This window comes from Sulfurihydrogenibium sp. (assembly GCF_027448985.1).
Lineage (GTDB): Bacteria > Aquificota > Aquificia > Aquificales > Hydrogenothermaceae > Sulfurihydrogenibium.
Genome location: NZ_DAIDMN010000031.1, coordinates 1 through 13836, shown reverse-complemented (window position 1 = coordinate 13836; position 13836 = coordinate 1). Strand labels below are relative to the sequence as shown.

Genomic DNA, 13836 nt, shown 5'->3' with positions numbered 1-13836 from the left:
TTTAATTGTAAATACGGTTGGCTCTTTTATCATAGGTTTTTTTATGCCTGTTTTTTTAGGAAAACTATCTTTAGACCCTTTATGGAGACTTTTCATTGCAGTTGGTTTTTGCGGAGGTTTTACCACAATGTCTTCTTTGACTTATGAAACGTTTGCAATAATGATGGACGGAGATTACATCAAAGCCGGATTGAATGTTTTATTGAATATGGTTTTTTCTTTTGGCTCAGCTTTTTTGGGTATAGTTCTTGCTAAGATTTTGTTGTGAACAACAGAGGTAGAAGATATGAAAATAGAAGGTGAGGCTGTTCTTTTAAGGATACATATAGGTGAAGCTGATAGGTACGATTCAAAACCTTTATATAAAAAGATAGTGGAAGTTTTAAGAGAAAACCATATAGCCGGTGTGACAGTTTTGAGGGGTATATTAGGTTATGGTAAATCTACCGTTATACATTCAGCATCTATATTGGATTTATCGGAAGACCTTCCTATAGTTGTTGAAGTCATAGACACGGAAGATAAGATACAAAAGATAATCCCTATCATAGAAAAATACGTAAAAAATGGTTTAATGACCATGGAAAAAGTTAAAGTGATTAAATATTCTGCGGAAGGAGATTAATTTGTTTGCTGGTGTAGAAGTAAAAGATAAACTGTTTATAGTTTCGTTGATGGATAACAACAGGTACGTAAAGGCTATCTTTAAATTTTACAAGGAAGGTTTTTTATGGTTTTTAGACCATTACAATCCGGATGTTATAGCTGTAAACTATGATTTTGGGGTTAGCTCTAAACTTGCTCTTACAAATAAGGCTTATTCAAACCTGTTTAAAGATATCGTTGAAGAGTTTGAATATAGACCCGTTGATAAAAAAAGTTTTAAAGAAAAAGAAAAGAGAATTTTTAAATCAAATGTAGAAGAATTTTGGAAAAAAATAATCCATAAAGATATTCTCCCAGCTGAAACTACAGAAGGGTTAGAGCAGAGACTTTACAACCTTCCAAAAAGTGGTATAAAGTTAAATAAAAAACTGCTTTCTCAAGATAAAAGATACATAGGGAAAGAACTTGATGCTGTTATTTTGTCTTTCGCAGCTTACAGCTTCTACAACAATAGATTTGAGACGTTAGAAAGTGAATATGGTATATTCATCATTCCAAAGTATACTTATGTTCCGAAAAAGGAGAGAGAAGAAAGCCAATCAACTTAGAAGCCAGTGTAGTTTATAAGCAATTATACCAACATACTCTCTTATAGCTTTTGTGGAATCTTGTAATACATTCATTTTTGGAAAATAGCTATAGATTGTGTATTTCTTATCCATTTTAAAATCTGTAGGATAAGGTATAACTTTTAATCCAGCTTTTTCAAAAACCATAACAGACCTTGGCATATGGTAAGCAGAAGTAATCAAAATGACATTTTTAAAACCATACTTTTGACATATTCTTTTTGTAAAGAAAGCATTCTGTAAGGTGTCCCTGCTGTAAACATCTGTAAAAATCATAGATTTATCAACTCCAAGCTCATCTAATACTCCTTTCATCGCTTCGGCTTCCGGAAGATTTGTTATGGCAGACCCACCAGATAGTATTATTGGAACATTTAATTTTTTATGAAGAACAAATCCGGATAAAACTCTTTTCAAAGAATCCTCCGTTAAGATTCCGGTGTTATAACTTCCACCACCTAAAACGACTATCACATCTCCATTTACATTCTTTGGTTGAGAGTATTTTGTTTCTAATGGACTTAACAAAGTGTCTTTAACCGGTTCTATAGAAAGTAGATATATAACAAATCCGGATAAAAACGATAAAACAAATACCTTTTTATCTTTTCTTCCCAAAAATGCAACAATCCAAAAAATAACAACAAAAAGTCCAGGAGGTAAAATAAAAAAGGTTATTAACTTTTTCAGGAAAAACATCTTACACCTTAAAAATATGTTAGAATTATAATACCATATTTATACATCACTTTAGGAGGTTTGTATTGCCTTTAATCGTTCAGAAATACGGCGGAACATCTGTAGGTAACATAGAAAGAATTAAAAATGTAGCAAAAAAAATAAAAAAAGCGGTTGATGAAGGAAATCAGGTTGTTGTTGTATCATCTGCAATGACCGGAGAAACAGACAGATTACTTGGTCTTACAAGGGAGCTGTCAAAAAGACCTAATCCAAGAGAGCAAGACATGGTAGTAGCAACAGGTGAACAAGTGGCAATAGGATTGGTTGCAATAGCTCTTCAGGAACTGGGAGTTGATGCGATAAGTCTTACAGGTTGGCAAGTACCAATAATAACCGATAATGTCCACACAAAAGCAAGAATAAAAAAGATAGACACACACAGAATAAAAAAACACTTAGATGAAGGGAAGGTGGTTATAGTTGCCGGATTTCAAGGTGTAAGTGAGGAAGGTGATATAACAACTCTTGGAAGAGGTGGTTCAGATACTTCAGCGGTTGCATTAGCTGCTGCACTAAAAGCAGATGTATGTGAAATTTATACGGATGTTCCGGGAGTGTTTACAGCAGACCCAAGGATAGTAGAAAATGCTAAAAAAATACCGGTTATCTCCTATGAAGAGATGATGGAGATGGCTTCCTTAGGTTCTAAGGTTATGCAGATAAGGTCGGTAGAATTTGGAGCAAAGTATGGAGTTAAAATACATGTAAGGTCATCTTTTAACGATGAAGAAGGAACTTGGATAATGGAGGAGAATGAAGAGATGGAAAAAGTAGTAGTAAGGGGAATATCCCATGAGTTAAAAGAATCAAGAATAACAGTCGTAAGAGTTCCGGATAAACCAGGAGTAGCAGCAAAACTATTTAAAGCTCTTGGAGATAAAAACATAGTGGTTGATATGATCGTTCAAAATGTATCTCACAAAGGATTTACAGACATATCATTTACCGTAAATAAAACAGATGCAGATTATGCAGAAGAGATAGCAAAACAAGTAGCAAAAGAGATAGGAGCAGAAGATGTAGAAAGAAACGATAAAATAGCTAAAATTTCCGTCGTCGGTCTTGGTATGAAAACCCATGCCGGAACAGCCGGAAAGATGTTTGAAGTACTTTACAAAGAAGGAATCAACATATACGCCATATCAACTTCCGAAATAAAAATTTCCTGTTTAATAGATGAAAAGTATGCAGAGTTGGCTGTAAGAGCATTACACGAAGCGTTTATAGAAAATATGGAAGGTGATATTCAGTATGAGTAAAGTAAAACCTTTTAACAAAGAGATAAAAAAGGTTCTTATTGCGAACAGAGGGGAGATTGCTACAAGGATTATACGAGCCTGTAAAGAACTTGGAATTAAAACTGTAGCAATATACTCTGAAGCAGATGCAAAAAGTATATACGTAAAAAAAGCGGACGAAGCCTACCTTATACCCGGGGACCCTATACAGGCGTATCTAAACTACTTTAGAATAGTTGACCTTGCAAAACAAACAAAATGTGATGCAATACATCCGGGATACGGCTTTTTATCGGAAAATCCTGAATTTGCGGAATACTGTCTAAAACAAGGAATAATATTTATAGGTCCAAAACCGGAACACATAGCTTTATTTGGCGATAAAATGGCTGCTAAAAAGAAGATGAGAGAGTTAGGCGTTCCTGTCCTTCCAGGAAGCGATGAACCAATTTCAGATATAAAAAAAGCAAAAAAGATAGCAGATGAAATAGGATATCCAATTATACTCAAAGCTGCCTTTGGTGGTGGCGGAAGAGGAATGAGAATAGTCAAAGAAGAATCAGAGTTTGAAGACTTATTTAATTCTGCTTACAATGAAGCAAAAAAGTTTTTCGGAAGAGGGGACGTATTCATAGAAAAGTATGTTGAAAATCCAAGACACATAGAAATACAGATAATGGCAGATAAATACGGAAATGTAATACACCTTGGAGAACGGGACTGTTCTATACAGAGAAGACATCAAAAAATAGTTGAGATAGCAAGGTCTCCATCTCTAAATGAATACGTAAAAAAGGAACTGTACAGAACTTCTGTAAAAGCGATGTTTAAAGTAGGATACGAAAATGTTGGTACAATTGAGTACCTTGTTGATGAAAATGACAATTTCTACTTCATAGAAATGAACACAAGACTTCAAGTAGAACATACAGTAACCGAAATGGTAACAGGAATAGATATAGTCCAACAGATGATAAAAATTGCACAAGGAGAAAAACTCAGTTTCCTTCAAGAAGATGTTTCCATGAGAGGATACGCGATAGAGTTTAGAGTCAACGCGGAAGACCCTAAGAGAAACTTTGCACCTTCAGTAGGACTGATTACTTCTTACCACTCTCCAGGTGGTCCAGGAGTAAGAGTAGACGCTGCTGTTTATAAGGATTACGTAATACCACCATACTACGACTCAATGATAGCAAAACTTTCCTACCAAAAACATCAACAATAATAGACATCTTCAAACCTCCTTATAATTTATGGTATGCTGCTATTGCTCCTGCTATAGCTGCGACTAAGTCTTCTAAATCTCTGGTTTTGTCTTCTAAATTAAATGTTGGTAGGGAAGTTTTAGATTCAAGAGGAAATCCAACGGTAGAAGCTACCGTTGTTTTAGAAAGTGGAGCAGTTGCATCTGCAATAGTACCAAGTGGTGCTTCAACTGGAGTCAACGAAGCATTAGAGCTAAGAGATGGAGATAAAAAAAGATTTTTAGGAAAAGGTGTTTTAAAAGCTGTTGAAAATATAAATACAAAAATAGCGGACCTAATAATTGGTGAAGAATCGGAAGACCAAGTAAAAATAGACAGAATGATGATAGAAGCGGATGGAACGGAAAACAAATCAAACTTTGGAGCAAATGCTATATTGGCAGTGTCCTTAGCGGTAGCAAGAGCTACGGCAGTAGAAAAAGAAATGTCTTTGTACAGATACTTAGGTGGAGTTAACGCAAAAGTTTTACCTGTACCGTTGATGAACGTTATAAACGGTGGAGCTCATGCTGATAATGATTTGGATTTTCAAGAGTTTATGATAGTTCCTGTATGTGGAAACTCGTTTAAAGAAGCCTTAAGAGCTGGAGTAGAAGTTTTTCATGTATTAAAATCTGTTTTGAAGGAAAAAGGATACTCAACTAACGTAGGAGATGAAGGTGGATTTGCTCCTGCATTAAAGGAGACAAAAGAAGCTTTAGATTTACTGATGATGGCTATTGAAAAAGCCGGCTACACACCTGGAGAGGATGTATTTCTTGCCCTTGATGCTGCATCTTCTGAGTTTTACGAAAACGGCAAATACAAGTTCGAAGGAAGAGAATTAACAAGTGAGGATATGATTATACTTTACGAGGAGTTAGTTGGAACCTATCCGGTAGTATCTATTGAAGACGGACTTGCAGAAAATGACTGGGAAGGTTGGAAAAACCTTACAGCTACTATCGGAAACAAAGTCCAACTTGTAGGAGATGACCTGTTTACTACTAATCCTAAAATAATAGCTGAAGGTATCAAAAACAACGTTGCAAACTCTGTTTTAATAAAACTAAACCAAATTGGTACTTTGACCGAAACGTTAGATGCGATAGAAATGGCAAAAAGTAATAACTACACAGCTGTCATTTCTCACAGGTCCGGAGAGAGTGAGGATACTTTTATAGCAGATTTAGCTGTTGCAACAAATGCAGGGCAGATAAAAACAGGCTCTGCATCAAGGACAGATAGAATAGCAAAGTACAATCAATTAATTAGAATAGAGGAAGAACTTGGAAAAGATGCAGTATTCAAAGGCAAACAGGTATTTAAGAAATACAGATTTTAATGAGAAATTGATAGACCGCGGTTTAAAAACCGCGGCTGTTATACTCTTAATTATAGCTGTCTATACTATAGCTTTTGGAGAAAACAACATTTTTGAATACTTTAAAAAAATTCAGATAAGAAATGAACTTTTAGCTCAAATTAACCAGATAAAAAAAGAAAATCAAGATTTAGAGAAAAAGATATACTATTTACAAAACGACCCATTTTACATAGAAAAGATAGCAAGGGAAAACCTTGGACTTATGAAGGATGATGAAGAAGTTTATGTAATAGTAGGTATGAACAAAAATCAAGAAAAAGAAAACCAAGAGAACCATCAAGAAGAAAGATGGATAGACAAAATAAAAGCTAAATATCAGCAGTTTAAGTTACAATGAAACACTTTGAACTTTTTATGTTTGATTTAGATGGAACTTTATTGGATTCAGGAAAAGACATCGCTTTGGCGGTAAACTACGCTTTTGAAAAGTTGAGTATTGAACCAAAAAGCCAAGAAGAGATAATTTCCAAAGTTGGGTACGGAGCTAAAAAACTTATAGAAGACCTAATACCAGATTACCCGGATTCTATAAAAGAAAAAGCCCTTGAACTATTTAGAGAGTTTTATTATCAAAATCCGGTTGTTTATTCATCACTATACGAAGGAGTACAAGAAATACTGATAAAACTAAAAGAAAACAAAAAGTTAACAGCAGTGGTAACAAACAAGTATGAGGAACTGTCAAGGAAAATATTAAATAAACTTGGTGTTTTAACTTACATTGATATGGTAGTTGGAGCAGATACAACATCTGAGAAAAAACCAAGTCCACTTCCGGTTTTTCATACCCTAAAAAATCTAAACGTAGCAAAAGACAAATCAATCCTAATAGGGGATAGTGAAACGGATGTTTTAACTGCTAAAAACGCAGAGATTAAAAGTTGTTTTGTTATGTATGGATATGGAAAGAAAGATTTAGCTTTATCATTGAATCCAGATTTTGTTATAAAAAATCTTAAAGAAATAGAGGTGTAAAAATGCCACAAAAATGGAAAACAAAAATATCTTTCAATACAAAAGAAGAAACATACATAAGAGGATATCCTTTAACCCAGATGATAGGTAAACTTTCATTTTCAGAAGCTATTTACCTATTACTGAAAGGAGAAATTCCAACGGAAAAAGAAAAACAAATGTTCGATGCGATATTTGTTTCCGTTGTAGACCATGGTGTAGCCCCACCTTCGGTAGTAGCTTTGAGGAATGTGATATCCGGAGGAAATCCTCTTCACGTTGGAGTGGCAACGGGAGTATTAGCTTTTGGAGATTATCATGGAGGAGCATTGGAAGATGCTATGAGATTTTTACAAGAGTATACAAAAGATGAAGAAGATGTAGAAGCGGTTGCAACAAGATTGGCAGAAAAAATAGTAAATGAAAAATGGAGAATATCCGGATTTGGACATAAATACTACAAAGATTTTGACCCAAGAACAAAAAAACTGATGGACATAGCAAAAGATTTAGGATTTTTTGGTAAACATTGTAGGTTAGCATTAGCTTTGGAGGAAGAGATTTACAAAATAAAAGGTAAAAAGTTAGTTTTAAACGTAGACGGAGCAATAGCAGCAATAACATCAGATATGGGATTTGATTACAGACTTGGTAAAGGATTTTTTATAATAGGTAGAATTCCAGGACTCGTAGCTCACGCATTTGAAGAACTTACAGAAGAACCACCTTTTAGAAGATTAGATGAAGAGGATATAGAGTATTTAGGAAACCCTCCAAGAAACCTTGAATAATGAATTTAGAAAATGATAAAACAAAAAGAAACCTTTTAATATTAACTTTATCATTCTTACTTTTCATAGGTGGAAATTACTATATATTCCAAAAACTCCAGAAGGTAAAAGATGTATTAAACCCTTACCTTTTTCTGTTTATTCTTAACATTGACGTTATATTTTTCATAATAATTTTCGCTTCATTACTAAGGTATATCATAAAAATATTTTTTCAGGAAAGTATTAAAGGCAGACTCCGGATAAAACTTACCCTTATACTCATACTGATGGTAATAATACCGTCAATGATACTTTTTACAGTTTCTGTATCTATCATATCAAGTGCAACAAACCTATGGTTTTCCGGAAAAGTTGGAAATGCTTTAGGCAAACTTGATAACATCATAACTCAAAACATATCTTCAAACCAAGAATGGATCTTAAAAATATACAAATCTATAAAAGATGGTAAGATACAAGCTAAGGATGCTGTAGATTATCTTGGAATAAGAACAATCTCAATAAATGATAACGAAGGAAGACTTTTGGAATTTTACGGAAAACCTTACGACAAAGAAATACTAAACGCCTTAGGAAAAGAAGGTTTTACAGTTTATGAAAATAAAATCGTATATCAAGACAATCTTGACAGTTTTAGAAAAATACTGATAGTTTACGAACTTCCAAAAGACATTATTTTATCAAAAGAAGATACCGTATTAATCTTACAGATATACAATCAGCTAAAATTTTATAAAACACCAATCCGGATTGGATACATTCTCATCTTACTTACAATAACGGTAGCTGTAATATTTGCAGCATTTTGGCTCAGTAGATTTGTAATAAACAACATAACCAAACCTGTGGAAGCCCTTGTAGATGCTTCAAAAAGACTTTCAGAAGGAGATTTGTCCGTAAAAATAGACATAAAAGCTCAAGATGAATTTGGAATACTAGTACAAGAGTTCAACAGAATGGTTGACCGTTTAAACCTTCTTTACACAAAATTGGAAGAGAGAAACAACACTCTACGAAAAAACAAAGAGTACTTAGAAGCGATACTCAACAACATAAGAGCCGGAGTTATTTACTCTTCAGAAGACGGAAAAATAGAAAATATAAACCCTTCAGCCAAAAACATATTAGGAGAAGAGATAGAAAGTTTCAAGAAAAAAGATATAAAAGAATTTGCAAAAACATTTAACATAGAACTATCTTCAGAGAAAGAGCAGATAATAGAAAAAGATGGTAAAACAATACTAGTAAAAGTTACCAACATATCCAAAGAAGGTTATGTAATAGTTTTTGATGATATAACAGAGATAATTTCAGCTCAAAAACTAAAAATGTGGAAAGATGTAGCCCAAAGGATAGCCCATGAAATAAAAAATCCACTAACACCGATAAAGTTGTCAGCTGAGAGAATACTAAATCAATGGAGAAAGAAGAATCCAAACATCGACCAAATAATAGAAAAAGCAACATCGGTGATAATAGATGAAACGGAACATCTATCTCAACTTGTCAAAGAATTCAACCAATTTGGTTTGAGTATTACAAACACAGAAAAAGAAAAAATAGATTTATGTCAACTTTTAAAAGAGATATCTGAAAGTTACACCTTTGAAGAATTTAGGATAAACTTAGAATGTTTACATAATCCTTTTATCATTGGAAATAAAAAACTTTTAAAGCAGGCATTTTTAAACCTTATTCAAAACTCATACGAAGAAGCTACACAACTGACTATAACCGTAAATAAAAAAGAAAATGGAGAAATTTTAATTATCTTTAAAGACAATGGAAAAGGTATTCCAAAAGAAGACTTAGACAAAATATTCCTACCATACTACTCAAAAAAACCAAAAGGCAGTGGATTAGGTCTTGCCATAACAAAAGAGATAATAGAAAATCATCATGGTAAAATAAAAGCAGTAGAAAGTCAAAAAGGAGCATTGTTTATAATCACAATTAAAGAGGAATATTATGGAAATAAGGAAAGTTCTTTATGAAGATTTGGTTCTTGATGTTAAGATAGAAAAATCAACAAAAGATGTTAATCCCAAACCTATCTTTTTTGGTCAAGAGAGAGTAGAAAATGCATTTAATGTAGGATTGAAAGTAAAAAAGGAAGGTTATAACATATACGTGTCAGGTCCAGAAGGAATAGGAAAAACAATATTTACGATAGAACAACTCCACGAAGAATCTTCAAAATACCCTGTACCAGACGATATCCTGTACTATTTTGATTTTAAAAATCCTTTCCGTCCGAAATACTTAAAGGTAAAATCCGGATTAGGAAAAAAGTTGGTAGCATTAATAGATGAAACCTTAAATCTTCTTAAAAAAGAAATTTATAAAATATTTGAAAGTAAAGAATATGAAGATGAAGAAGCGAACATACTAAGAGAAGCGGAAGAGAAAAGAGAAGAGATTTTTGAAAAATTAAAGAATGAAGCAGCAAAATACAACTTAGGAGTTTTAATAACCCCAAGAGGAATTGAACTTTTACCTGTATTAAATGGTAGAATAATAACAAACCTCAGAGTTTTAACAGAGAAACAGTTTGAAGAATATCAAGAAAAACTTGATAAATTTGATAATATTTTTAGAGAATATATTAGGCAACTTAGAGAGCTTGATCATCAAGTTGAAGAATTTTTAAAAAATCTAAAGAATAGAGTCTCAAAGTTTAAGATTGATAGTATTTATTTTAAAATTGAGGAAGCTTTTAAAGATTATCCGGAAATTTTGAGTTTCATTGATTATCATAAGAAAAACGTAATTGAAAATATCGATATTTTTATTCAGTTAAAATATTCAGAAAAAAACCCTTTTGTACAAAGAACATTGGAACAAGAAATTCAAAACTTTCAGCTAAATATAATAGTTGATAATGCAAATACAAAAGGAGCACCAGTAATAATCCAGACAAATCCTACATTTAAAAAACTTTTTGGTGGTATAACATACCAAGCTGAGATGGGAATTTTGTATGCAAACCACAGAAATATCTTTGCCGGTGATTTTCTTAAAGCAAACGGTGGTTTTATCGTCTTATACATCAAGGACTTACTAAAAAATTATTTTTTATGGGAAAGTATAAAAAAAGTAATAGTAAACAAAGAAGTTTACATTAACGAAGATTATACAGGGGGAATTTTCTCCATTCAAGTTGGGCTTGACCCTCAACCTATTCCAATAGACGTAAAAGTAATTCTTATTGGTGATGAAGTTACATATGATTTGTTATCTGAGTATGACCCAGACTTTAAAAGAATCTTTAAAGTGAAAGCAGAATTTAATCCGGTTGTAAAATTTGATGAAGATATAAAAGAAAAATTTCCAATTTTAATTAAAAATATAATAACCTCTGAAGGCTTAAAAGATGTTTCAAAAGAAGGTTTAGAAGAACTTTTAAAATTTTCCATTCTTACATCCGGAGATAAAGGGAAGGTAAATTTAGTATTTAACACAATTACAGATATAATAAGAGAAGCAAGCATTCTATCACAGTCTTCACAGATAGATGTTCAAGATGTAAAGGAGGTTATCAAAAATAGGATTTTTAGAGAAAACCTCATAGAAGAAAAAATCCTGGAGCTTATAGATGAAGGAAAATTAATAATAGATTTGGAGAAGAGAAAAGTAGGACAAGTAAACGGTCTTTCAGTTTATGAAATAGGTAATCTGACGTTCGGAAAACCCACAAGAATTACTGCATCTGCATATATTGGAGAGAAAGGTATAATAAACATAGAAAGAGAAGTAGAGTTAAGTGGTCCGATACATGATAAAGGTGTTTTAATCCTATCCGGATACTTAGGAAGAAAATATGGAACAGATTTTCCACTTTCTTTAAGTTGTAGTATAACTTTTGAACAGTCGTACGGTGAAGTAGAAGGAGATAGTGCATCTTTAGCTGAGCTGATAGCAATACTTTCTGAAATTGGAGAAATACCTGTCAGACAAGACATAGGAATAACAGGCTCCATTGACCAACATGGAAATGTTCAACCTGTTGGAGGAATAAAGGAAAAAATAGAAGGTTTCTTTAAAGTATGTAAAATAAAAGGATTAACAGGAAAACAAGGAGTAATAGTTCCACTGAGAAATAAAAACAACATCTTATTAGATGAAGAGGTTATTCAAGCAGTAAAAGATTCAAAATTCAACATTTTTTTAGTTGAAAACGTCGATGAAGCAATTTATATACTTTCGGAATTGGACCCTTTAGATTTTCATAGGAAGGTAAAATTCCGATTAGAAGAGTTTTACAAAAATGCAACTAAAATGCTTAAAAAGTAATTAATCACCTTATTTTCAAGGTAGATAAAGCGATAATTGACAGTAAGAGAGATATAATCCATACTCTTACAACTATCTTAGGCTCCGGAATACCATGTAATTCAAAGTGATGGTGTATCGGAGCCATTTTAAACAGCCTTTTTCCTCCTGTAAAACGGTAATATCCAACTTGAGCTATCACAGATAAGGTCTCTATTACAAATATTCCCCCTACAATAGCTAAAACAAGTTCCTGTTTTGTAATTATAGAAGTTAGTCCCAAAACTGCTCCTATGGATAGTGACCCAGCATCTCCCATGAACATCTCTGCCGGAAAAGAGTTAAACCACAAAAATCCAAGTCCACCACCAAGCAGTGCCATTAAAAATACAGCAATCTCTCCACTACCTTCCACATAAGGTACAATCAAGTATTTTGATAAAATAGCATTACCACTTATGTATGCAAAAATAGCAAAAGTAGAAACGGATATCAAAGAAGGTCCTATAGCAAGACCATCAAGTCCATCTGTAAGGTTAACAGCGTTTGAAGTTCCAACAATAATAAAAATCATTAGAAATAAATAAAATATTCCTAAATCTATCTGCAAATGTTTAAAAAATGGAAAGTATAACACACTGTTAAACTTAGGATATGTATACAAAACAAAAGATATGGCGGTTGCAACGATTAACTGCATTGTAAATTTAGCTTTTGAAGATAGACCTTTTTTATCTTTTATTTTTTTGTAATCGTCTAAAAATCCTATTATTCCAAATGATATAAATGTAATTATCAAGAGCCAAACGTATAAATTATCAAGACGACACCACAGTAATGAAGATAACAAAACTGATAAAAGTATTAAAATGCCTCCCATGGTAGGAGTATGTTTCTTCATCTGATGCCAATCTGGAGTGTCTTGGCGGACATAACCTCCTTCTTTATTTTGAAAAACCTTCAATTTATTTATAACATACGGACCAAGTATTAAAGATATAAAAAACGCAGTAAGTAGCGCATAGAAACCTCTGAAAGTTATGTATTTGAAGATATTGATATCTAAGTATTCGTAAAATAAATGATAAAACATCTAATCTCCTTTAGCATCTATTTATTGAAAAGAGTCTATCTAATATGATTGCAGCAGCATTTCTGACAGACAGATGGTTGTACTCCCCAGGACCCAGTATAGGTTCTAATATATAATCACAACTTTCGACAAGTTCCGGTGGCATTCCCCATCCAGTTCCAAACAAGATAAGGTATACATCATCTATTTTATTCGATATTTCTCTCATCTGAGAGTAACTTACAGTTTGAGGATATTTTTTAGCAGAAGTACCGATTAATCTTCGATACTTTCCTTTTTCTTCTTTTATGGCTTCTAACATTTCTGTTATCGATGACACAACTCTTACCAAAGAACCTGCCATCGACCTTCTTGGATTAAAAGAAGCTCCAAACCCTTCTGTCCAGTACTTTATCTGCTGTTTTATTACAAACTGCTGAGCTTCTAACGGTTGAACTATGTAGTATCCTGCAAGTTCATATGTCCTTGCAGGTCTTGCAATATCGTGAAAATCTAAAGTTGTAAAAGAAGTACATACCCATTTTTTTTCTTTGTTTAAAGCCGGATAATGAACAACCGATACATAGACGTGATCATTGTGCATTTTCTTTCTCCTCAATAGGTTTTATATTATCTTTTACCAACTTATAAACTATACTATCTACAACAGCTTGCCATGAGGCTTCTATTATATTATCGGATACTCCAACAGTTCCCCATTTCTTGTTTTTATCTTTACTTTCTATTAGTACTCTTATTTTGGCAGCAGTTCCTCCACTTTCATTAACAATTCTTACTTTATAATCTATTAGCTCTACTTCTGCCAAAGTTGGATATACAGATACTAATGCCTTTTTCAAAGCTTTATCCAAAGCATTTACCGGACCATGTCCTAA

Annotated in this window: 14 protein-coding genes and 1 pseudogene; 11 read left to right on the top strand and 4 right to left on the bottom strand. The window is 33.0% G+C overall.

Going from position 1 to position 13836, the window contains the following annotated elements; translation table 11 throughout:
* The 3 genes from NE054_RS04010 to NE054_RS04000 all read left to right on the top strand — a co-directional run.
* On the top strand, positions 1-268 hold a 268-nt coding region (locus tag NE054_RS04010), incomplete at its 5' end, for a CrcB family protein (RefSeq protein WP_297888836.1).
* An 18-nt stretch (positions 269-286) separates the two neighbouring features.
* Positions 287-625: a DUF190 domain-containing protein gene (locus NE054_RS04005; RefSeq protein WP_297888833.1), complete on the top strand. Its 339-nt coding sequence runs from the start codon at positions 287-289 to the stop codon at positions 623-625.
* Position 626: 1 nt separating this feature from the next.
* Positions 627-1214, top strand: a complete 588-nt coding sequence (locus NE054_RS04000; protein WP_297888831.1) for a hypothetical protein — start codon at positions 627-629, stop codon at positions 1212-1214.
* Here NE054_RS04000 and NE054_RS03995 read toward each other — a convergent pair.
* A complete protein-coding gene (locus NE054_RS03995; protein WP_297888828.1) occupies positions 1206-1934 on the bottom strand; it encodes a YdcF family protein in 729 nt (242 codons plus the stop codon). The two genes, NE054_RS04000 and NE054_RS03995, sit on opposite strands and share 9 nt — an antisense overlap.
* A 65-nt stretch (positions 1935-1999) precedes the next feature.
* On the opposite strand from NE054_RS03995, the gene NE054_RS03990 reads away from it, so the two are divergent.
* The 8 genes and pseudogenes from NE054_RS03990 (at position 2000) to NE054_RS03955 (ending at position 11889) form a co-directional block, all read left to right on the top strand.
* On the top strand, positions 2000-3235 hold the full coding sequence (locus NE054_RS03990) for an aspartate kinase (protein ID WP_297888826.1): 1236 nt from the start codon (positions 2000-2002) through the stop codon (positions 3233-3235).
* A pseudogene (locus NE054_RS03985) lies at positions 3228-4421 on the top strand (acetyl-CoA carboxylase biotin carboxylase subunit); the annotation flags it as partial. The gene NE054_RS03990 and the pseudogene NE054_RS03985, both read left to right, overlap by 8 nt.
* A 107-nt stretch (positions 4422-4528) precedes the next feature.
* Complete coding sequence (gene eno, locus NE054_RS03980) at positions 4529-5806, top strand: phosphopyruvate hydratase (protein WP_297888824.1); 1278 nt, start codon at positions 4529-4531, stop codon at positions 5804-5806.
* The gene (locus NE054_RS03975) at positions 5760-6185 is read left to right on the top strand and encodes a septum formation initiator family protein (protein WP_297888821.1); all 426 of its coding nucleotides are present in this window, start codon (positions 5760-5762) and stop codon (positions 6183-6185) included. Before eno ends, NE054_RS03975 begins: the two co-directional genes overlap by 47 nt.
* Entirely contained in the window at positions 6182-6823 is a 642-nt protein-coding gene (locus NE054_RS03970) for an HAD-IA family hydrolase (RefSeq protein ID WP_297888819.1), read from the top strand. Before NE054_RS03975 ends, NE054_RS03970 begins: the two co-directional genes overlap by 4 nt.
* A 2-nt stretch (positions 6824-6825) precedes the next feature.
* On the top strand, positions 6826-7593 hold the full coding sequence (locus tag NE054_RS03965; protein ID WP_297888817.1) for a citryl-CoA lyase: 768 nt from the start codon (positions 6826-6828) through the stop codon (positions 7591-7593).
* Entirely contained in the window at positions 7593-9590 is a 1998-nt protein-coding gene (locus NE054_RS03960) for an ATP-binding protein (protein WP_297888814.1), read from the top strand. The genes NE054_RS03965 and NE054_RS03960 overlap by 1 nt, the downstream gene beginning before the upstream one ends.
* Positions 9565-11889 (top strand): ATP-binding protein, encoded by a 2325-nt coding sequence (locus tag NE054_RS03955; protein WP_297888812.1) that lies wholly within the window; start codon positions 9565-9567, stop codon positions 11887-11889. The genes NE054_RS03960 and NE054_RS03955 overlap by 26 nt, the downstream gene beginning before the upstream one ends.
* 4 nt (positions 11890-11893) lie before the next feature.
* Here NE054_RS03955 and mraY read toward each other — a convergent pair whose 3' ends face one another.
* The 3 genes from mraY to NE054_RS03940 form a co-directional block, all read right to left on the bottom strand.
* On the bottom strand, positions 11894-12961 hold the full coding sequence (gene mraY / locus NE054_RS03950; RefSeq protein WP_297888809.1) for a phospho-N-acetylmuramoyl-pentapeptide-transferase: 1068 nt from the start codon (positions 12959-12961) through the stop codon (positions 11894-11896).
* A gap of 10 nt (positions 12962-12971) precedes the next feature.
* Positions 12972-13544, bottom strand: coding sequence for an RNA methyltransferase (locus NE054_RS03945; protein ID WP_297888806.1), 573 nt, complete (start codon positions 13542-13544; stop codon positions 12972-12974).
* On the bottom strand, positions 13534-13836 hold a 303-nt coding region (locus tag NE054_RS03940), incomplete at its 5' end, for an alpha-isopropylmalate synthase regulatory domain-containing protein (RefSeq protein ID WP_297888804.1). The genes NE054_RS03945 and NE054_RS03940, both read right to left, overlap by 11 nt.